This is a genomic window from Vibrio sp. 99-8-1, from assembly GCF_013114595.1.
Taxonomy (GTDB): Bacteria; Pseudomonadota; Gammaproteobacteria; order Enterobacterales; family Vibrionaceae; genus Vibrio.
In genome coordinates this window covers 125,643-145,465 of sequence record NZ_VTXE01000005.1, presented here as the reverse complement: position 1 = coordinate 145,465, position 19,823 = coordinate 125,643, and the positions used below count along the sequence as shown (strand labels likewise).

Here is a 19,823-nt window from a genome sequence, read left to right as displayed (position 1 = left end):
TCCACACTCTGTTGTTCATCAACTTCAGTCCTATCTATTTGCGTTTATCTCGCCGAATTTCATCTTACCTGAACAGATACTTTGTAGAGCTGATGCTACTTTCTTAGTCCATTCACATGACCGTTTGACCGTTTGACCGTTCGGTCGCAAAAATGCATAAAAAATGACCAATTTTAACTGTAGAAAGATCATTATCACTAACGGTCATGTATGTTACTGATAATTTAAAGAACAGTTGTAGGAGGCATTTTATGAGAAAAACCAAAGTATTAGAGTTTATTAATGCATCTGAAAAGGTTTCGGTTCGTGAACTTGCTGACAAGTTTGATGTTTCGGTGGAAACCATGCGCCGTGATTTGAGAAAACTGGATGAGCAGGGTGAAATAAGAAGAATACACGGCAGTGTCATGAACATCAAAGCGAGTAGTACCGATGTTGGCCGTCCTTTTTCTGAGCGCTCCAAAGATAACTTAAAAGTAAAAGAAAGCTTGGTTAAAAAAGCGCTAGCTCAAATTAAAGAACATATGGTTATTGGTTTAGACGCGAGTTCGTCAAGTTGGTGTTTGTCTCAGCAAATGCCAAACATTAACTGCACAGTAATTACAAACTCGCTAAAAAATATTTTGGCGTTGGAAAGAAAGAGCAATATTCGTGTTATCTGCTCTGGCGGACGATACTCCGCCAAATATGGCAGCTTTTATGGATCGGTCGCAATTAATTCGCTGTCAAATATGTCCGCAGATGTCAGTTTTATCTCTTGTGTCGGTTTCGATGAAGAGTCAGGTGTGTGGGACTCTAATGAATATAACTATCAAATAAAACAGACGTTAATGGCCATTTCTAAAGAGGTAGTGTTGATTGCTGATAAATCAAAATATGGAAAAAAGAGTTTGTTCAAAGTATGTGGCATTAATTCGTTAACAAACGTGATTACTGACAAATAAAACATACGACCATTATCGATAGCCGCGCCTGCAGATAATTTTGTGGCTGAACATCATAAACACTAACTATTAATTTAATAAGGTATTATTTATGAGAGATATTGCTTATCGTCAAGTTCATCTTGACTTTCATACTAGTCAGTACATCCCCAATGTAGGAGCTGCATTTGATAAACAGCAGTTTGCTAATGTGTTTGTTGATGCGTGTGTCAATTCAGTTACGTGCTTTGCCCGCTGTCATCATGGTTATATGTATTATCCATCAAAGCGCAATTCTGAGCGTATTCATCCTACTTTAACTAATAAAAGCTTATTAGTAGATCAAATTCAGGCCTTGAGGGATAAGGGCATTCGAGTACCTATTTATACCACGGTTCAGTGGGACGAATATATCTCGATACATAATCCAGAATGGCACGTTATCGGTGAGCAAGGAGAAATGACAGAAGGGTTGTATGAGCCTACTTTTCGTCGTGCATTGTGTGTTAACACGCCATATCGAGCATGGCTAAAAGAGCATATTGTTGAGCTATTTGAAATTTTTCCAGTGACAGGGCTTTTTCTCGATATTGTAAAAGTGATTGATTGTTCGTGTCGTTGGTGTCGAGCTGATATGAAAGCGAAAGGATTAAATCCCAGCCAAAAAGATGACCGAATGGTATTTGCCGTTACGATGATGAAAGAGTTTAAACAGGATATGTCCGCTCATATTCGTAGCTTTAATCAAGATTGTGAGATTTTCTATAATCAAGGTCACATCGCTCCTGACATAAGAGAGTCGATTGAACACTACAGCCATCTTGAAGTTGAGTCTTTGCCAACCGGGGAGTGGGGATATGGCCATTTTCCTGCTGTTGTTCGTTATGCAAGAACCTTAGGTCATGATTTTATTGGTATGACGGGCAAGTTCCATACCTCTTGGGGAGACATGCACTCGTTTAAAAACCAAGCCGCGTTGGAGTTTGAAGTATTCCATATGCTGGCAATGAATGGTAAGTGTTCAATAGGTGATCAGCTACACCCTAATGGTCAGCCTTCAAAAGCAACCTATGATCTTATTGGTGAAGTATATCGACAAGTAAAAGACGTTGAACCATGGTGTGTTGCAGCAAAAGCCAAAACAGATATTGGTGTACTTAATCCTGAAGAATTTACCTTGACCGTTGAGTTTTGGGATCAAGCTAAGGTACTTCATGGCGTGACACGTATATTGGTAGAAGGAGGCCATCAATTTGACATCATCGATAGTAAAGCTGACTTTGAACAGTACAAATTGCTGATATTGCCTGATGAGGTGCCGGTAGATGAAACTTTAGATCGACAGCTTCGTCATTTCTGTGAACAAGGGGGCAAGGTTATAGCCACATATAAGTCAGGCTTAAAACCAGAGGAGCAAGCATTTAGTAGTGATTTATTTGGAGTATCTTACATTGGAGATGCGCCATTTAGCCCAGATTATCTGTTACCGAGCGATTCAATAGGCAAACATCTTCAAAAAACTGAGCATGTTATGTATCAGAAAGGTCTAGAGGTGTCGATGCTACCCACTAGCGAAGTTCTATGTAATGTGATTACGCCCTATTTCAATCGTACATGGCAGCATTTTTGCTCTCATATGCATACGCCTTCTTCTGGTCAGGTAGGTTATCCTGGTGTAGTAAAAAGCGGCAATGTTATCTACTTTTGTCATCCTGTATTTAACCAATTTGTGCAAAACGCGCCCATTTGGGTGAAACACATGGTTTTGGATGCAATTGATAATTTATTGCCAGAACCATTACTACGCCACAACGGTCCTAGTAGCTTGATTGCTGCATTAAATACCCAACAGGACCAACATCGAGATGTATTGCATCTACTTCATTATATTCCTGAACGTAAATCGGATGATACTTTAATCATTGAAGATGTTATTCCGATTTATAACTTGGATATCTCTATTAAATATGATGCTGACATCAAATCAATAAATTTAGTCCCGCAAAATATTGAATTAGAATTTAGGAAAGAAAAAGATAGAGTTATTTTTTCAGTACGAAAATTGACAGGCCATCAAATGGTAGAAATTCAATATTAATTTCTTTTTCATAAAATTAAATTTACATGAAAGGTGATGGTATGAGTACTATTTCATTAAATACAAAGCTGTCCTATGGGATAGGAGCATTCGGTAAAGATATAACCTGTGGCGTTGTTTTATTATACGCTATGTTTTATTTTACGGATATATTGGGAGTGTCCCCCGCATTTGTTGGTACATTATTTTTGATTGCCCGAATATGGGATGCATTTAATGACCCACTGATGGGTATTTTAGTAGACAAAACTAAAAGTCGGTTTGGTCGTATAAAAATATGGCTTTTTACTGGCGCGTTGCTCAACACATTATTGATAATTGCTATGTTTAATGCTCAATGGCTAGAAGGAAGTATGTTATATGTTTATATCACAGTAACCTATATATTATGGGGTATGGCATTTACGGCTATTGAAATTCCTTTCTGGTGTATTTTGCCAAATGTTGCTAAGTCAGACGAAGAGAAGGCGAGTTTAGTTATTTGGCCGCGCAGCATGATTAGTGTCGCGTGGATGGTGATAGGTTCATTCTTTTTTGTGGTAGTCGATTATTTAGGTGATGGTGATCAAGGGCGTGGATTTAGCCTGACTGCTACATTGGCAGCGGTTCTTTTCTTTATTGCTATGATGGTTCTTTTAACTAATTTTAAAGAGAATCAAGAGGCAGAAGATAAACCTCAATACACCTTAAAAGATTTTTGGAATATGTTAAAAAGTAATGATCAGCTAATTATTATCTTTTTAGCGTTATTCTTCTTTTTTAATATTGTTGGAACCATCTTGTACTTTGCTGTTTACTATTTTACCTATGTAGTAGAGAGTCAAGAGTTATTTGGCACTTTTATGCTGGTAGCCGGTATCGCTGAAGTGATAACCCAGCTAACTATTCCTTTTGTGCTTAAGAAAATAAGTCGCGAAGCATTAACTAAGATTGCCTATTTATTGCCTATATTAGGTTGTGCAGTGTTGGCTTATTCAAGCTTTTACGCACTACATAATGTTGTATTAATTGCTATTGGTTCAATACTGGTTCGTGCTGGACATGGTTTTATGTTGGTTTTGATGATTATTATGCTTACTGACTGTATGGACTATGGAGAGCTTAAAACCGGTAAACGCGCTGAAGGAGTAATATTTGCAGCAATGCCAATGCAATTTAAACTGGGTAATGCGGCAACCGGATTTATTATGGGTATAGTGTTGACCGTTAGCGGTTATATCCCTAACGAAACTCAATCACCTGAGACAATAGCAAGTATGCGCTTTCTATTTTTAGCTTTCCCTGTTTTTGTCGCGGCTATTTCATATTACATCTATTCTCGCTTTTATAAATTAAAAGGAGATTATCTAGATGAAGTAAAACAAACCCTAGAGAAAAATAAAATTAACCAGAAAAAAGTAGAACTTGAATCTGGAAACCACTCTAAAAATGCAACGGTTTAATTAGAACGTGTATTCAAATAGCCTCAAGATGATCTGAGCCCTGCATCTTGAGGTCACGCGAATGGCGTCAATGGAAAAGAGGTAAGAAGCATGAAAAAGTTGTTAATTTTGTTATGGGCGTCTGTAGCGACTATTAGCATCAGCTATGCTGGAGTCATTGAACAGACTGGACCAATGCCCATTATTATTGACCATACTAAAGTTAAGGACAATGTCGTTTATTTAATGGCTTCTGCAGCCAGACGACCCAGTTCGACCTCGGTTAAAACCTTTAGCCAGCCTAAGCATGCATGGCTTCAGAGTATTGACTCATCAGAGCCCCTAGAGTGGCAGGTAAAAAGTGATGTTGATAATAGTTATTTCGTGACGACATTATTGAAGCCACTACGAGATAATCAATCTTTTGAGTTAGAAGTGATAGGCACTTCAAGTTCCTTAAAGTACACGATATCAAAGGCAGGTTGGCAGAGACACTTGTCAGGCATAATCACTATTCCTGCTGGTGTTAATACTCTGCGATTTACCCGTACATCAAATTCAGGTGATATTGATTTAAAGTCAATAGAGCTAATCGAAGTAGATAAAAAACAAGCTTATGACCAGCGAGTGGCTCAGTTTAAATCTGATACCAGCGAGTTTAGCCAATATAAATATGGTTTGATGTTTCAGTATGGGGCATGGGGATATCCACAAAATGGTCCAGAAAAATCACTAAATGCTCAGGCAGATGACTTTGATGTAGCTAGGTTTGTTAACATGGTGACTGAAACAGGCGCGCAATATGTTATTTGGTCTGCGACATGGTGGACTTATGAGATTAACGCTCCGATATCAGCTTTGGAGCAACTACTAGGTAACTCAGATCGCACTTCAATGCGTGATCTAATTGGTGATGTTGCCGATGCGCTAGATAGAGAGGGTATTGGTTTCTATCTTTATTATCATACGGGCCAAGACAGTCATTTGGGCTACAACTCAACGGATTGGTGGCAGCTTAATGAGTGGCCATCAGAGTTTATGTATAGCGGAACAGGAGATAGGGCGACGTTTTTCGATTATTGGAAGACAGTCATCGGAGAGATGGGCGAACGCTATGGAGAGAGGCTCGATGGTTGGTTTTTTGATGATGGGCTAGTTTACTATCCTGCACCGTTCGAAGCATTGGGGGAGGCAGCCAAAAAGGGCAATCCTAATCGTTTAATTTCTTATAATCCTTGGATTATTGCTCATTATACGGATTTTGAAGATCTTTCCTTTGGTGAAGAGTGTAAAGCGGAGGGAGCACCGATTGGAGGAAGTGGAGTGTATACCACAACTGGTGATCTTGGTCTTCAAGGGCATTGTATGCTGAGAATGGAAAATGATTGGGGTATTAGGTTCGCCAACCAAGCTATAGGTACTCCGAGATTTACCGTGGACTCTGCATATTCGACCGTTGTTGATCATTCACAGAGAAAAGTACCAACTTCATTTAATTTAATGATGTATGAAGATGGCACTGTTTCTCCAGATTCATTACGGGTATTAACGGGATTGAAAGCTCGGTTGTTTAATGAGCAAAATGATGTTGTTTTAAACAATGACAACCAAAGCATTGGCTATATTGGCAACTGGCAAGAATCGAATGATCGTGGGGCAGGAGATTTCGGTGATGATGTACATTACACCGGAGAGAATGGAGCAAGTTTTGAGTTTAAATTTGTTGGTAGCGATATCTCTATAATTGGGCCGAAAAGTCACTCTCAAGGGAAAATAGCAGTATCACTAGATGGCGTTTCTCAGGGAGTAGTTAATACATACCAATCCGGATATCATCCCCAAAAAGTAATTTTTGCTCTTAATGGGCTTGAACAAAAAGAGCATACAATAAAATTAACCAAGCTCGATGGTAATTGGATGCAACTGGATGCAATTAAATACACTAATCAACCTGTGCTTCTAAACAATGATAACAATGAATTCTTGTATGCCGGATCTTGGTTTACTTCCAGCAACAGAGGATTATCTGATTACTTGGATGACGTCGCTTATACTCGTGTAAATGGGGATTATTATGAGCTAACGTTTGAAGGTACAGGTATCGAAATTATATCTGAGGTCAACACTGATCAAGGAAAAATGGATGTAACTTTGGATAATCAAGCCACTGTTAGAGTAGACACATATGCTACTAGCAGGGAGTCTGGCAAAGTTGTTTACTCGGTAAATGAGTTATCAAGAGGCATTCATACGATTCAAGTTAAAAAAGTGGATGGACAGTATATGTTGGTGGACGCATTGAAAATTTATAAATGATCTCATCAGAGCTAGACCCATACTGGGTTAATGATTTTACCCTAGTTTAAGGAGAGGGTCACTTTAGCAACCTTCTCCTTATTTCAATCAACCGCAGCTAATCAAAGACTGAATTTTTGGTAAATCCTTTCTGTCATCCCCAATAATGATCAATCAGCAGGGCAACAAACAGCAACATTAAGTGATAAATAGAGAATTTAAATGTCTCCATAGCGGTTTTGTCGTTGCTTTGGTACTTCAGTTTCCAGGCGTGGTAAATAAACCCAGCGCTTAATACTACCGCAGAGCTTAAGTAGATCATGCCACTCATGCCAACTAAGGCGGGCAGCATACAGACAATGAACAGCAAAATGGTATAAAGCAAAATACTGGTTTTGGTGTACTCAACGCCATGGGTCACTGGCAGCATTGGAATGTCTGCTTTGGCGTAATCATCTTTACGGTGAATGGCTAAGGCCCAGAAATGGGGCGGCGTCCATGTAAAAATAATCATCACCAGTAACCATGCGTTACCGTGCAATTCTCCAGTTACCGCTGTCCATCCCAGTAGCGGTGGCATTGCCCCAGCAATTCCTGCAATTACAATGTTTTGTGGCGTGGAGCGTTTAAGGAACATGGTGTACACCACTGCATAGCCAAGCAGACTGGCAAATGTAAGCCAAGCTGTAAGGGCGTTTACTCCCCAAAACAGAGTAATAAAACCAACGGCCCCAATGGATGTAGCAAATAAAAATACATCGGTAGAGTTTACCGCACCGGATGGCAGTGGCCGTTTATGAGTACGTGCCATTATGGCATCAATCCTGCGATCAATCAGGTGGTTGAACGCGGCGGCAGAACCCGCCATAAGGGCTATGCCGATCATGCCTAAAAGACTTTGCTGCAACGGTAAACTGCCGGGGAGCGCTAAACACATGCCAACAAGAGCGGTAAGCAACATTAGCGCAACCACTTTGGGTTTGGTCAGCGCCAGATAGACTTTAAATTTAGATTGAGTTAACTCTGCTGAGCCTTCGGCCAATAAGGTTTTACTCATGGCTATCTCCTGTTTCTTTTCGGGCAAATAAGGTGTTGTGTAGTGGGGGCCTTACTGTTGGTGAATGTGCTAAATCGCTGGTGGATAGTGGCTTGGAGAACAATAGATAGTTAATACGCACCGTTGTGGCTAGCAGCAGTGCGCCGCAAACGTTATGCAGTACGGCAATGGTAAGAGGTAAAGTAAACACCACGTTACTAATCCCCAAACTGACTTGAATGATAAGAAGTACAAACAGCTGTTGTGCCGCTTGTTTGAGCGTATTCGATGTGGACTTTGTAAGTTGCCAACAGAGCAAGATCACCACAAGGCTAGTCATCAGTGCGCCTATCCTGTGGCTAACGTGGATGGTCATTCGTCCTGCATAATCGAGCACACCAAATTCGTAGTTGTCGAAACCCGGTTGATAAAGTGAAAATGCGGTTTTGAAATCAAGCTGGCTTGTCCAGTCTCCCTGACAAATGGGTAAGCTGGTACACATTAGCGCCGCGTAGTTAGAAGAGGTCCAGCCCCCTAAACATATCTGTAAAACCACAACAATGAGCGTTAGTACAGATAAATACTTGAGTAAAGGTGTGGTGCTTGCATTTAATGGTGGTGATTGAATCGGCGGTTGAGGGAGTTGTTGCACCGCGCATTGACGTGTATGGAGTAATACTAACAAACTGAGCAGAGTAAACCCTCCTAAAAGGTGAGCGAGCACAATGACCGGCATTAACTTTAAAGTTACCGTCCACATACCAAGTAGTGCTTGGGCTATCACCAATATGGTTAACGCCAAGGGGAGTATGGTTCCCACCGCTTGTGCAGTATGATCTTGTCGATGAACGGCGGATTTTTTGAGGAACAGTAGGGTAATAGCAAAGACCACTAAGCCCAGTGAACCCGCAAAATAGCGATGTATCATCTCTGCCCATGCTTTACTAGCTTCTACCCCTTGGTTTGGGTATAACTCGTTGGCTTTTTGTAACTCTAACTCGCTTTCAGGAACAGTCAGTTGGCCATAGCATCCCGGCCAGTCTGGACAGCCTAAGCCTGCATCCGATAATCGAGTATAAGCGCCTAATGCGATGACCGCGATGGTGAGTAAAATCGCGCCTCTGGTCAGTCTCAATCTAAACCGATCCAACGGGATTAAGCTTGTCTTTTGCTGTTCCTTAGCATTCATTCGTCGTTCTCCTAGCCAACCCGAGAAAGTTTAAGTAGCTTACGCAAGTCCGATAACAGTCCTTTATTTTGGGCGACTAACTCCGTTGCAGAATGTGTGGCTGGGTACTTCATTACTAGCTGGCCTAATGGATCGGTAATAAGGTACTCCATGGAAGAAACCTGCTGTAAAAAAGCGTCATTGATGACGATCGATGTAAAGCCATCTAAGGCAATACGTGTGTCGCTGTTGCTGGCGACAAATACCGTAGGTAGAACTCTTGGCTGGTATTTACCCAGCGCGGTATGGGACTGTTTGAGAAGGTGAAGTTGTTGTTGGCAGTGTTGTTGGCAATCAGAGGGAAGCACATAACCTAAATGCCAACTCGGATCCGCGTCATTAATAATGGCAGGAAGCTGTATATTTAGATCTGCATAGGTGAGCCTAGGTTCAATAAGCTGCCCTTTATTGGTGACGCCCGATTGATACCAATGCTGAGATAAAATGGTTTTTGCCATAATGGCGGGTAGGGCAAAGATAAAAAACAGACCAATAAGCATCCAGCGCCCCTTAGATTGACGCTGCTTTAGGGGGATGCTATCTGACGGCATGGCAGAATGATCACCTGCAAGGGGAGAGGGTTTCATAACGCGCTCCTTTGTTGTTGACGGCGTGTTTTAAACAGCAGAATAAGCATAAGCAGTAGCCAAACGCCTGCCATAGCAAACCACTGGAAGGCATAAGCAAAATGTTTGCTAGATGACATCGGTAACGGTTTCCAAGGTTGAGGAAGTGAACCAATAATAAATTGACCCGCATCTTGTGGTTGTGCGGCGGCTTTATCTGAGGTTTTCGATAGCGGATTAAATGGCTGTAATGCAAATGGATAAAAAACCTTACCCAGTGACTCACTTAGCTGATCAAAATTTAAGTTTTGAATACGTATTTGTGGATCACTCATCGTCATTTCTTCCAGCATAAGGTCTGAACTAAGAGGATTAAGAGAACGTTGGTACAGACGCCCTTGCTGGACTCCTGAAGGTAACTGTTTTGATATCTCTGGTAATCGTGCACGATTGTTACCTGTTTGAACAAACCCCAACTCCACTAATAGCATGCTATTGTTGGGAGAGTGGTCAAATGCTTGAAAAACCAAATATCCCGCTTTTCCTTCAAAGGTTTGGTTATCTAAGTAGATGAGTGGCAGCGAGGTGCTGCTCAGCGACGCGACGACATTAATGCCAACGACATTTTTATTCGCACGCAACAGCATTTGTTGCTTTAATTCCGTTAACGGAATAGCAGGAATCTGTTTTCTTGCAGATAAGTCGTGTTCTATTTTTAGTTTCTCTTCGCCTCGACCCAGTTGCCAAAGTCCAAGGTTGACCAATAGAGCAAATACAACCAAAGTTAACAGAGTGCCAAACACCCACGACGCTGACTTACTCAACGTTCGTAAAGGAGAGCTTATGACTCTGTTACTTAAAATCACTTTGGTGGTGATGCTGTTTTTCATCATTTTTAACCTTGCGCGTGCCCTTTTTCATATGGTGAAAGAGCCCTCTTCGTCGGAGAGGGGAGAAAGGCGTCCAATGAGCCACTTTTTAGGACGTCGATTGATGTTTTCGGCTTTAGTGGTTGTGTTGCTCATTATCGCCTTATCATCAGGGCTAATAGAGCCAAACTCACGCCCGTATTAGCGGTTATTATTAGCTAGTCAGTTACTTAACTTTCTCTTTCGTTTCCTTTTTTGCTCACTACAAAACATAAACAAAGACAAACAGGCAAAGCCATACCACATCTACAAAGTGCCAGTACCAACTGCCAGCTTGAAAAGCGAAATGGTTATCTGGTGTAAAGTGGTTGTAGGCGATTCGTGCCAATAATACTGAAAGAAAAATAGTCCCAAGCAGTACGTGCAAACCGTGAAACCCGGTTAACATAAAGAAGGTGTTACCGTAAATGCCTGACTGCAGGGTTAATCCCATCTCCTGATAAGCGTGAACGTACTCTTCAACTTGATAAAACAAGAACAACACAGCCAGAATAATAGTGATCTCTAACCAAAATACTAAGGCGGTTCGGTGGTTCTTCTCTAAGCTAATGTGTGCAAAATGCAGAGTAATAGAAGAAGTAAGCAAAATAATGGTGTTGGTTAACGGTAAGCCTTGCCATGGCATCGCCTCGGTTGTTACTCCTGAAGGAGTTAATGTGAGGGGCCATATTGCTTCAAAAGCGGGCCACAATACCTCATGAGTCATGGCGTTATTGTCTGCGCCGGCAAGCCATGGCACTGCTATCATTCGGGCGTAGAAAAGCGCACCGAAAAAGGCGGCAAAAAACATGATCTCAGAAAAAATAAACCAACTCATTCCCTGTTTAAATGACCGGTTTATCTGGTCTGAGTAAAGCCCAGCGAGAGACTCGCTAATGACATTTCGAAACCAGCCTGCCAGCATATACAATAAAACGATCACGCCAGTAGAGAGTATCCATTTGCCCACCACACTACTGGCGCCATTACTCCCCATGTTTTGCACTGTTACACCAGCACCGACAGCAATTAAAAATAACGCAATGGCACCTACAATAGGCCAGTTACTCTGGGCTGGTACATAATAACTGGGAAGGTTTGAATGCTCTGAATTTGCGCTCATTGCATGCTCCTTAAAGTAAGTTCGGTTTTCGTCATTGCGATATCATGGTTTGTTGACGGATCGGTTTCTCTCTTTGTCACGACTATGGAACCGTCCTGTGATGATGCTTGTTGGTCGCTGATATCAAATAGGGTATAGGAGAGTGTCAGAGTGTGGACGGAATCTGGAATCGTGGGTTCGATATAAAACATCAGTGCGAGTTCGGCACTTTCGCCGGCTTTTAGCGGTTGTTTGCTAAAACAGAAGCATTCCATTTTGTTAAAGTAACTGGCTGCCAAACCGGGGGAAACCGAGGGCACCGCTTGACCAACTAAATCTCTTTTTGAAAGGTTGGTGGCGTAATAGACCGTTTGAATAACTTGACCGGGGTGAACGGTTAGCACTCTGTTGGCGGGTTTTAGCTGCCAAGGCATATTGGCTGGAATATGCGCCATTAGCTCAACGTCGATGCGACGCGATTTATCAATTTGCATTCCCAATGGTTGGACTGCGGCTACCTCATTGGTTTTACCGTTAATACCTAGCACGTCACACATAACATCATAAAGGGGCACTAACGCGTAGCCAAATCCGAACATAGCTACCGTGGCCACGATGAGCTTAGCCGTCAGTTTTCGGTTTTTTTGCTCCCCTTGCGAGCGTTGACTGACTGGCTTCTGGTCGTCTGGTGGTGATTGATTGTTTGGCATAGTCATAGTCGCAACCTAATCCACTTTAGGTGGTTGTTCAAAGGTGTGATGAGGGGCAGGACTGGGGACGGTCCACTCTAGTCCTTCGGCTCTATCCCATGGTTTGGCGGGCGCTTTTTCGCCACCACGGATGCACTTAATTACTACCCACAAAAACAGCAGTTGAGAAATACCAAAAGCAAAGCCACCAATAGAGACCACCTGATTCACATCGGCAAACTGAATAGCATAGTCGGGGATTCGTCTTGGCATACCGGCAAGACCGAGAAAGTGCATTGGAAAAAACAAAATATTGACCGAGATAACCGAAGTCCAAAAGTGCCATAAGCTTAGGGTTTGGTTATACATGTTTCCTGTCCACTTAGGCAGCCAGTAATACGCTGCTGCCATAATGGAGAAAACCGCACCGGAGACGAGAACATAGTGGAAATGAGCCACCACAAAGTAGGTGTCGTGGTACTGAAAATCCGCCGGAACAATGGCCAGCATTAACCCAGAGAAACCACCAATGGTAAACAGCACAATAAAGGCGATGGCAAATAACATTGGAGTCTCAAAGGTGAGTGCACCTCGCCACATGGTCGCGACCCAGTTAAACACTTTTACTCCGGTAGGGACGGAAATAAGCATGGTGCAGTACATAAAGAACAACTCAGCAAACACCGGCATACCAGTGGTGAACATATGGTGCGCCCATACTAAAAATGACAGTAGTGCAATGCTTACAGTGGCGTACACCATGGAGTGATAACCGAACAGTTTTTTACCCGAGAAGGCGGGAATTATGGCCGACATGATGCCAAAAGAGGGTAAGATCATGATGTACACTTCAGGGTGACCAAAGAACCAGAATATATGCTGAAACATAACGGGGTCGCCCCCTCCGGCAGCATCAAAAAAACTGGTGCCAAAATATTTATCGGTTAACACCATGGTTACCGCACCCGCCAAAACAGGCATTACCGCGATAAGTAAAAATGCAGTGATGAGCCAAGTCCAAACGAACATGGGCATTTTCATCAATGTCATACCCGGTGCGCGCATATTAAATATGGTGACGATAACGTTAATCGCCCCCATGATGGAACTGATGCCCATTATGTGAACAGAGAAGACAAACAGAGCGGTACTGTCTGGTCCATAGGTGGTGGAGAGTGGTGCGTAAAACGTCCAACCAAAATTGGGTCCGCCCCCTTCAGTAAATAGAGAGGCCAGTAATATAAGAAAGGCGAAAGGCAGTATCCAGAAACTTAGGTTGTTCATTCGCGGCAATGCCATATCTGGAGCACCAATCATCATGGGTATCATCCAGTTAGCAAGGCCGGTAAAGGCAGGCATTACGGCACCAAACACCATGATAAGACCATGAACGGTGGTCATCTGGTTAAAAAACTCCGGATCAACAAGTTGTAATCCCGGCTGAAACAGTTCGGCACGAATGATCATTGCCATTGCACCACCAATAAAGAACATGGCAAGACTGAAAAGCAAATACAGCGTACCGATATCTTTGTGGTTGGTGGAATAGACCCAGCGAGCCCAACCTGTTGGTACGTGATGGTCATGAGAGTCCACTGGCGAATCAGGTATTGTTCCATCAGGCATTGTTCCGCTCACGCTTGATTGAGACTCTACAGGTGACATCTTCTTATGACTCTCGGTTGAAGGTCTCATTGTTTGTCCTCCGAGCTGATTTCTGATTCTTTATCTGGCTCTGTTGCAGCATTTATAAAGTTGTTTATGTCTGAAGCCTGAATCACATCGCCAGTATCATTGCCCCAAGCGTTACGTTGGTAGGTGATGACCGCGGCGAGTTCTTGCTGAGTCATTTGGTTAATAAACGCCTGCATAGCGGTTCCCGGCCGACCATTAACAACGGTGTCGATATGGGTAGAGAGATCTCCCGTTGCGATTTTGCTTCCCTTAATGGCTGGGAAAACGCTAGGAATGCCTAGTCCGGTGGTTTGATGACATACCGCGCAGCGTTCTAGGTAAGCTTGTTCTCCAATCGCCATTAATTGATCCATTGGCATGCTGCTGGACAGGGCTAGTTCAGCTTTGGCTTTTTCTTCGGCCATTTGCTGTTTTTTGTCCACTAACCACTGCTGGTAGTTCTCTTCTGTCATGGCGTGAACCACAATCGGCATGAAGCCATGAGCGCGTCCACATAGTTCTGCGCATTGGCCTCGATAGATGCCGGGTTTATCGATTCTTGTCCATGCTTCGTTAATAAATCCGGGAATAGTGTCTTTTTTCACAGCAAAGTCGGGCACCCACCAAGAGTGGATAACATCATCAGAGGTCAGCAGAAATCGGATTTTTTTATTGATAGGCAGAACCAGAGGATTGTTCACTTCTAGCAGGTAGTGTTCGCCTTTCTCTTCGTCCCCTTCAATCTGTTCTACGGCTGTGCTGAGTAAACTTAAAAACTCAATATCTTCGCCAAAATAGTGGTAATGCCATTTCCACTGTGACCCGGTCACTTTTATCGTAATGTCCGATTTACTGGTGTCTTCCATTGCGACCAAGGTTTTGGTCGCAGGGATTGCCATTGCGATAAGAATGATTACGGGGATTACCGTCCAGATGATTTCGACCTTAGTACTTTCATGAAAGTCGGCAGCAACGGCGCCTTTGGATTTTCGGTGATGAATGATGGAGTAGAACATAATGCCAAAGACAACCGCAGCAATGGCGCAACAGATATAAAAAATCAGCATATGGAGGTGATAAACCTCTTCACTGATCCGAGTGACGCCCTGCGTTAAATTGAACTCCGTTGCCGCATTAGCAACAGAGCTTAAATGTAAAAATAGAGCGCAGCTAACCAGTGTTCGTAGAATCGAAAAACGATGCACACGATCTCTCCCTGACATGTTGCAATATAAACCTAAGTGCTTTTTTACCTTTAAGTGCGTATTCCACTTTAAGTTCTACTACATCCTTAAGTACGACCACATAAAGCAAACTGAGTTACGTTGACCAAGTTGTCCTGATGTGTGACGTTGACGCAGTCACACATGGTAGTTAAATGTTATTTATTTGTTAACGAAAGGCTAGTATCAGATCATTGGATGTTCAAGATTTAATAGTTTTATTAACAAAAAAGTGCTTTGGTAGAATAAATTTTGTAAATAGAACTTTGGTATAACGTATTGTATTTTATGGTTTCTGTTTGAATCGGAAGCAGAGTGGTGATGCGTTTATAAAATAGACAGTTTGCAAATGCTATCTAACTGGTCAATAGTTAACAATATGTTAATGCGCGACGTGTAGCTGTGAGTTAAAGATAGTTGGCCGTGAGCCTGCGTATGACTAAATGTGATGCATCGCTTTATGATTGAGTAGTTTTAGGCTGGGCATCGAATTTCAACGCATCAACAACAGGTGCGATTAACGAGAATCGATCAAGGAGGATGTATGCCGCGTACACTGAACCCCTCGGACATGCATGCCAAAAAAAAAGAGGTGCCGAACAGCCAATATGCTCGCACCATTCCATGTAATCAACTAAGTGTCTCTGCTCCTTTTCACTGGTTAGCCTTAGGCTTACACGACTTTATACGAATGCCACTGATTAGCGCATTTTATGGCTTATGCTTTATGGGTGCTGCAATCAGTATTGTGTTACTGATACAGTGGCAGGGTACGCATTTAGTGGTGATGCCTGCGTTAGTGGTTTATATGCTTATTGGGCCATTCCTTGCTCTCGGCTTATATGACGCAAGCTGGGAGAGAGAGCAGGGCAAAAGTGCCAGTTTATGGCATTCAATGAAAGCCATTGGCAGAAACTCGTCGTCACAATGGGCATTTGCGGTATTGCTCACCGTTGCCATGATATTTTGGATGCGTATCGCAGCGCTATTGCACGCACTTTACCCGTCTGTTCAGGGAGCGCCATTAGCTGAGTTTCTCCCTTTCTTAGTCATCGGATCAATAGTTGGTTTCGTTATCGCGGCGATCATCTTTTCTATTTCTGCTTTTTCTATCCCGCTAATGATGGAAAAAAATGTAGATATGATGAGTGCTGTGTTTACCAGTTTTAATGCGGTTAAGTCTAACATTCCGGCGATGATAGTCTGGGCTGCCACTATATGCGGCGGTATCTTGATTGGCTTTGCGACATTTGGTGTAGGGATGCTCTTTACCATGCCGATATTAGGTTATGGAACATGGCATGCATACCATGCGACGATTAAACGTGAGGATGATATTTAGCCGTATCTATTCATTAGCTTCAAAAGACAAACTAAGAAAGTGGAGATGCCAACGCACTCCACTTTTTTGTGTTGGCAGAAATGTACACTCAAGCTCGTTAAGGTTACTTGGGTATAGTTAGGTTAAAAAAACGGTTCAGTTTTTCTGAAAGTTGTTGTGGATTCACTCCGGTTTGTGGAGTGATGAAAATGGTGTCATCACCAGAAACTACCCCCATAATACCCAGATTATAACGAACAGAATCCACTAATCGAGCGACCAGCTCTGCTGCAGAAGGCGTTGTTTTGATAATTATAAAGGCATGATTCCAGTCGATATCGTTAACCATTTGTTCGATATTCGTCTTGGTTGAGGGCATATCGAGTTCATGAGGTATTTGATAAAACAGATGATGGTCACTATCGAGTACCCGAACCGCGCCTAACTTAGTCAAAATACGTGACATCATAGATTGATGAAGCTTGCCAAAACCCTGTTGCTCAAGCATAGAAATCAATTGAGCTTGTGAGTGGACAGTTTCGTTGAGAATTATCTCTTTTACTGTTTTAGCAATTTCATCAGATTGAGTATTTTTTGACATGAGTTGATAGCTTAATGAGTTGAGTTTCTCTAGTTTAACGCCGAGAAAAAGCGGTTTCAGTGGAATATGGCACAAAAATTTATAAAACTGGGTGTATATGCTGGTTTTCTGGTTAGTTTTTAGTGAATTTCTTTTGGTTCGCGATGGATTTAAAACATCTTCTCTGTCACCTTTCTCAAGGGCTAGAGCAGAATGATATTAATCCTAACCGGTAAAATATAATGTTTATGTAATTTTAACGGTGTTCAGTTTAAAGTTGTAAATATTTAAATTGTTGCGTGAATGATCTTTTAATTAATTTGGCTTTTCTTTTGTGTATATATTTATTTTTTAATTTTCATATTAATATCTATTGGAGGTAGATAACTATTCAAAACGGATTGGATGGAAGTGACAAAAAGAAGTGATTTTTTTAGTGTTGTTATTGTTTTCAGATAGTTAGATGTTATTTTTGTTGCTTTTCTATATGATGTTATTTTTGTTGCTTTTCTATATGATGTTATTTTTGTTGCTTTTCTATATGATGTTATTTTTGTTGCTTTTCTATATGATTATATTTTTGTGAAGGTAATCAAATTATTATATTTTGTCAGGAGTATATTATCTTTCAGAAAGGGAAGGTTGATTTTTGTCGTTAATCTTTCCAGTGTTTAATATATTAAATTGATAACTTAAAGAGGTTAGATAATAACTTAACTCTTACTTTTTCTGTGTTCTAAATTCTTTAAAAAATAACTGAAACATCCGATATTGCTCTGGTGCGGAAAGTGCTGGATCAACGAAATGGAGATTAAACAATGACAAGTATAGCTTTACCTCGTTTAAGATTTAAAACGTTTCCGAGTGCCTTTACCATTTTATTTATCATTACTTTATTGGCCGTCGCGTGTACTTGGATGATCCCCGCTGGGGCGTACTCAAAACTTATTTATAGTGCTGAGTCTGGCACCTTGTCGATCGCAACGCCTTCCGGCGCTGTTACGAGTATTGCAGCGAGTCAACAAGAGTTGGACAAACTAGGGGTAAATATTAAGATTGACCAGTTTACCAACGGTATTATTCGTAAACCTATTGCTGTTCCGGGAACCTATGAACGTGTCCCTTCGGTTCATAAGGGGCTTGGAGATATAACCAAGAGTATGGTTGAGGGCACCATAGAAGGAGCTGATGTTATCGTCTTCATACTGGTTCTTGGCGGTATGATTGGCGTGGTAAATGCTACCGGGGCATTTAATTCTGGATTGATCGCATTATCCAAAAAGAGTAAAGGCCGAGAGTTTGGCTTGGTCTTTTCGGTTTGCCTAGTTATGGCATTGGGAGGGACAACATGCGGGCTAGAAGAAGAGGCTGTTGCTTTTTACCCAATCTTGGTTCCTATCTTTCTGTCACTAGGCTACGACTCAATTGTCTGTGTCGGGGCCATCTTTATGGCTGGCTCAATGGGCACAACCTTTTCAACCATTAATCCATTTTCGGTTGTTATAGCGTCAAACGCTGCCGGTATTCCATTTACCGAAGGTATTGAGTTTCGAATTATTGGTTTGATTGTGGGCTTTGCCGTGTTGAGTGCTTATATGTATTGGTATTGCAAAAAGGTCAAGGCAGATCCTAGTTTCTCTTACACCTATGATGACCATGAAGAATTCGAAGCGCGTTATATGAGTGACGTGGATATGAGTCATGAAATTCCATTTACACTTCGACGTAAGATTATTTTGGCAATGTTTATATTGGCCTTTCCATTGATGATTTGGGGGGTATCCGTTGGTGGATGGTGGTTCCCTACAATGGCGGCTTCCTTTTTGGCAATCACTATTCTAATCATGTTTATTTCTGGCCTTTCAGAAAAAACATTGGTTGAATCTTTTACTAAGGGAGCGTCAGAACTGGTTGGAGTCTCTTTGATTATTGGGCTTGCTCGTGGTGTTAACTTAGTACTCGAACAAGGTATGATCTCTGACACTATTCTCTTCGCTGCGTCGGATTTTGTATCCGGAATGGAGGGTGGCGTATTTATTGTGGCACAAATGTTGGTATTTGCTCTGCTTGGTTTTATTGTTCCATCCTCATCAGGCCTTGCTGTGCTATCCATGCCTATTATGGCACCTCTAGCGGATACGGTTGGTATTCCTCGTGAGATTGTTGTATCTGCTTATAATTGGGGTCAGTATGCGATGTTATATTTGACACCAACAGGATTGGTATTGGCAACGTTGCAAATGCTAGGTATGTCTTACAATAAGTGGCTAAAATTTGTCTGGCCAATGGTGGTGTTTGTATTAGGTTTTGGCGCGATAATGTTGGTTATACAGGTCGCAATGGCTTAAGTATTATTTTTCCACACAAGCTAAGGTTCTTTTGGCTTGTGTGGATTTCTCCTGTAAGCAGATTATTTTCAGCTAAGTTTATCAAGGTCATTAAACAGGCTAGGAGATAATGATTACGTGAGTATATCAAGGGTAATTTGGTTTAACGGTTTTTTTTTGTATTAGAGGCATCTTACAGCGAGATGGTTACTACAACGAGATAGTTAAAAAACGAGATAGTTACAGAACGAGATAGCTACAGAACGAGATAGCTACAGAACGAGATAGTTACGAGAAACTTGTATAAAAAATCCCCGGTTGAAATACTGTCACAGCCATAATAACCGGGTTCTCTGCCTAATTTTAATCTGATTGAGCACAAGCAATGTTCTTTACTTGGATTATTGTTTCCTTTTTATCTTTGATAATCAA

Annotated in this window: 16 protein-coding genes; 7 read left to right on the top strand and 9 right to left on the bottom strand. The window is 41.8% G+C overall.

The genetic code is table 11. The annotated features are described in order from the left end of the window. The first annotated feature begins 251 nt into the window (after positions 1-251). The 4 genes from F0227_RS04050 to F0227_RS04035 all read left to right on the top strand — a co-directional run bounded on the left by F0227_RS04050 (position 252) and on the right by F0227_RS04035 (position 6,758). Positions 252-944: a DeoR/GlpR family DNA-binding transcription regulator gene (locus F0227_RS04050; RefSeq protein WP_171751884.1), complete on the top strand. Its 693-nt coding sequence runs from the start codon at positions 252-254 to the stop codon at positions 942-944. 91 nt (positions 945-1,035) lie between these two features. After that, positions 1,036-3,021 carry an alpha-amylase family protein gene (locus F0227_RS04045; RefSeq protein WP_171751883.1) on the top strand — a complete coding sequence of 662 codons (1,986 nt, stop codon included), beginning with the start codon at positions 1,036-1,038 and terminating at the stop codon, positions 3,019-3,021. Between the two features lie 26 nt (positions 3,022-3,047). Further along, positions 3,048-4,463 carry a melibiose:sodium transporter MelB gene (gene melB, locus F0227_RS04040; RefSeq protein ID WP_171751882.1) on the top strand — a complete coding sequence of 472 codons (1,416 nt, stop codon included), beginning with the start codon at positions 3,048-3,050 and terminating at the stop codon, positions 4,461-4,463. A 90-nt stretch (positions 4,464-4,553) separates the two neighbouring features. Then, positions 4,554-6,758, top strand: coding sequence for an alpha-L-fucosidase (locus tag F0227_RS04035; RefSeq protein ID WP_171751881.1), 2,205 nt, complete (start codon positions 4,554-4,556; stop codon positions 6,756-6,758). A gap of 133 nt (positions 6,759-6,891) precedes the next feature. Here F0227_RS04035 and cyoE read toward each other — a convergent pair whose 3' ends face one another. From cyoE to F0227_RS04015, 4 genes are read right to left on the bottom strand one after another with little or no spacing between them, the layout of a single operon-like run. Beyond that, on the bottom strand, positions 6,892-7,794 hold the full coding sequence (gene cyoE / locus F0227_RS04030) for a heme o synthase (RefSeq protein ID WP_171751880.1): 903 nt from the start codon (positions 7,792-7,794) through the stop codon (positions 6,892-6,894). After that, positions 7,787-8,962, bottom strand: a complete 1,176-nt coding sequence (locus F0227_RS04025; protein WP_171751879.1) for a COX15/CtaA family protein — start codon at positions 8,960-8,962, stop codon at positions 7,787-7,789. Before F0227_RS04025 ends, cyoE begins: the two co-directional genes overlap by 8 nt. An 11-nt stretch (positions 8,963-8,973) precedes the next feature. Beyond that, positions 8,974-9,552: a hypothetical protein gene (locus F0227_RS04020; RefSeq protein WP_171751920.1), complete on the bottom strand. Its 579-nt coding sequence runs from the start codon at positions 9,550-9,552 to the stop codon at positions 8,974-8,976. Positions 9,553-9,584: 32 nt separating this feature from the next. Next, positions 9,585-10,457 (bottom strand): SURF1 family protein, encoded by an 873-nt coding sequence (locus F0227_RS04015; RefSeq protein WP_253822026.1) that lies wholly within the window; start codon positions 10,455-10,457, stop codon positions 9,585-9,587. On the opposite strand from F0227_RS04015, the gene F0227_RS04010 reads away from it, so the two are divergent. Beyond that, positions 10,411-10,641 (top strand): DUF2909 domain-containing protein, encoded by a 231-nt coding sequence (locus tag F0227_RS04010; RefSeq protein ID WP_171751877.1) that lies wholly within the window; start codon positions 10,411-10,413, stop codon positions 10,639-10,641. The genes F0227_RS04015 and F0227_RS04010 overlap by 47 nt on opposite strands. Positions 10,642-10,698: 57 nt before the next feature. On the opposite strand, the gene F0227_RS04005 is transcribed toward F0227_RS04010, so the two are convergent. The 4 genes from F0227_RS04005 to coxB form a co-directional block, all read right to left on the bottom strand. After that, positions 10,699-11,598 (bottom strand): cytochrome c oxidase subunit 3, encoded by a 900-nt coding sequence (locus F0227_RS04005; protein WP_171751876.1) that lies wholly within the window; start codon positions 11,596-11,598, stop codon positions 10,699-10,701. After that, complete coding sequence (locus F0227_RS04000) at positions 11,595-12,287, bottom strand: cytochrome c oxidase assembly protein (protein ID WP_171751919.1); 693 nt, start codon at positions 12,285-12,287, stop codon at positions 11,595-11,597. The genes F0227_RS04005 and F0227_RS04000 overlap by 4 nt, the downstream gene beginning before the upstream one ends. A gap of 15 nt (positions 12,288-12,302) precedes the next feature. Next, positions 12,303-13,892 carry a cytochrome c oxidase subunit I gene (ctaD, locus tag F0227_RS03995; protein ID WP_253822035.1) on the bottom strand — a complete coding sequence of 530 codons (1,590 nt, stop codon included), beginning with the start codon at positions 13,890-13,892 and terminating at the stop codon, positions 12,303-12,305. 65 nt (positions 13,893-13,957) lie between these two features. Next, positions 13,958-15,118: a cytochrome c oxidase subunit II gene (coxB, locus tag F0227_RS03990; RefSeq protein ID WP_253822034.1), complete on the bottom strand. Its 1,161-nt coding sequence runs from the start codon at positions 15,116-15,118 to the stop codon at positions 13,958-13,960. Positions 15,119-15,707: 589 nt separating this feature from the next. Between coxB and F0227_RS03985 the strand changes: the two genes are divergently transcribed. Then, positions 15,708-16,505, top strand: a complete 798-nt coding sequence (locus F0227_RS03985) for a DUF2189 domain-containing protein (RefSeq protein WP_171751873.1) — start codon at positions 15,708-15,710, stop codon at positions 16,503-16,505. Positions 16,506-16,608: 103 nt separating this feature from the next. Here the strand turns inward: F0227_RS03985 and F0227_RS03980 are convergent, their stop codons facing one another. Then, positions 16,609-17,085: an arginine repressor gene (locus F0227_RS03980; protein WP_171751872.1), complete on the bottom strand. Its 477-nt coding sequence runs from the start codon at positions 17,083-17,085 to the stop codon at positions 16,609-16,611. A 797-nt stretch (positions 17,086-17,882) separates the two neighbouring features. On the opposite strand from F0227_RS03980, the gene F0227_RS03975 reads away from it, so the two are divergent. Further along, entirely contained in the window at positions 17,883-19,412 is a 1,530-nt protein-coding gene (locus F0227_RS03975; protein ID WP_171751871.1) for a YfcC family protein, read from the top strand. The last annotated feature ends 411 nt before the right edge of the window (positions 19,413-19,823 follow it).

Excerpts from the sequence above, each read along its gene's own strand:
- F0227_RS04050 (WP_171751884.1), top strand. The coding sequence starts at position 252 with ATGAGAAAAACCAAAGTATTAGAGTTTATTAATGCATCTGAAAAGGTT.
- F0227_RS04045 (WP_171751883.1), top strand. The coding sequence starts at position 1,036 with ATGAGAGATATTGCTTATCGTCAAGTTCATCTTGACTTTCATACTAGT.
- melB (WP_171751882.1), top strand. The coding sequence starts at position 3,048 with ATGAAAGGTGATGGTATGAGTACTATTTCATTAAATACAAAGCTGTCC.
- F0227_RS04035 (WP_171751881.1), top strand. The coding sequence starts at position 4,554 with ATGAAAAAGTTGTTAATTTTGTTATGGGCGTCTGTAGCGACTATTAGC.
- cyoE (WP_171751880.1), bottom strand. The coding sequence starts at position 7,794 with ATGAGTAAAACCTTATTGGCCGAAGGCTCAGCAGAGTTAACTCAATCT.
- F0227_RS04025 (WP_171751879.1), bottom strand. The coding sequence starts at position 8,962 with ATGAATGCTAAGGAACAGCAAAAGACAAGCTTAATCCCGTTGGATCGG.
- F0227_RS04020 (WP_171751920.1), bottom strand. The coding sequence starts at position 9,552 with ATGCCGTCAGATAGCATCCCCCTAAAGCAGCGTCAATCTAAGGGGCGC.
- F0227_RS04010 (WP_171751877.1), top strand. The coding sequence starts at position 10,411 with ATGACTCTGTTACTTAAAATCACTTTGGTGGTGATGCTGTTTTTCATC.
- F0227_RS04015 (WP_253822026.1), bottom strand. The coding sequence starts at position 10,457 with ATGAAAAACAGCATCACCACCAAAGTGATTTTAAGTAACAGAGTCATA.
- F0227_RS04005 (WP_171751876.1), bottom strand. The coding sequence starts at position 11,598 with ATGAGCGCAAATTCAGAGCATTCAAACCTTCCCAGTTATTATGTACCA.
- F0227_RS04000 (WP_171751919.1), bottom strand. The coding sequence starts at position 12,287 with ATGCCAAACAATCAATCACCACCAGACGACCAGAAGCCAGTCAGTCAA.
- ctaD (WP_253822035.1), bottom strand. The coding sequence starts at position 13,892 with ATGCCTGATGGAACAATACCTGATTCGCCAGTGGACTCTCATGACCAT.
- F0227_RS03985 (WP_171751873.1), top strand. The coding sequence starts at position 15,708 with ATGCCGCGTACACTGAACCCCTCGGACATGCATGCCAAAAAAAAAGAG.
- F0227_RS03980 (WP_171751872.1), bottom strand. The coding sequence starts at position 17,085 with ATGTCAAAAAATACTCAATCTGATGAAATTGCTAAAACAGTAAAAGAG.
- F0227_RS03975 (WP_171751871.1), top strand. The coding sequence starts at position 17,883 with ATGACAAGTATAGCTTTACCTCGTTTAAGATTTAAAACGTTTCCGAGT.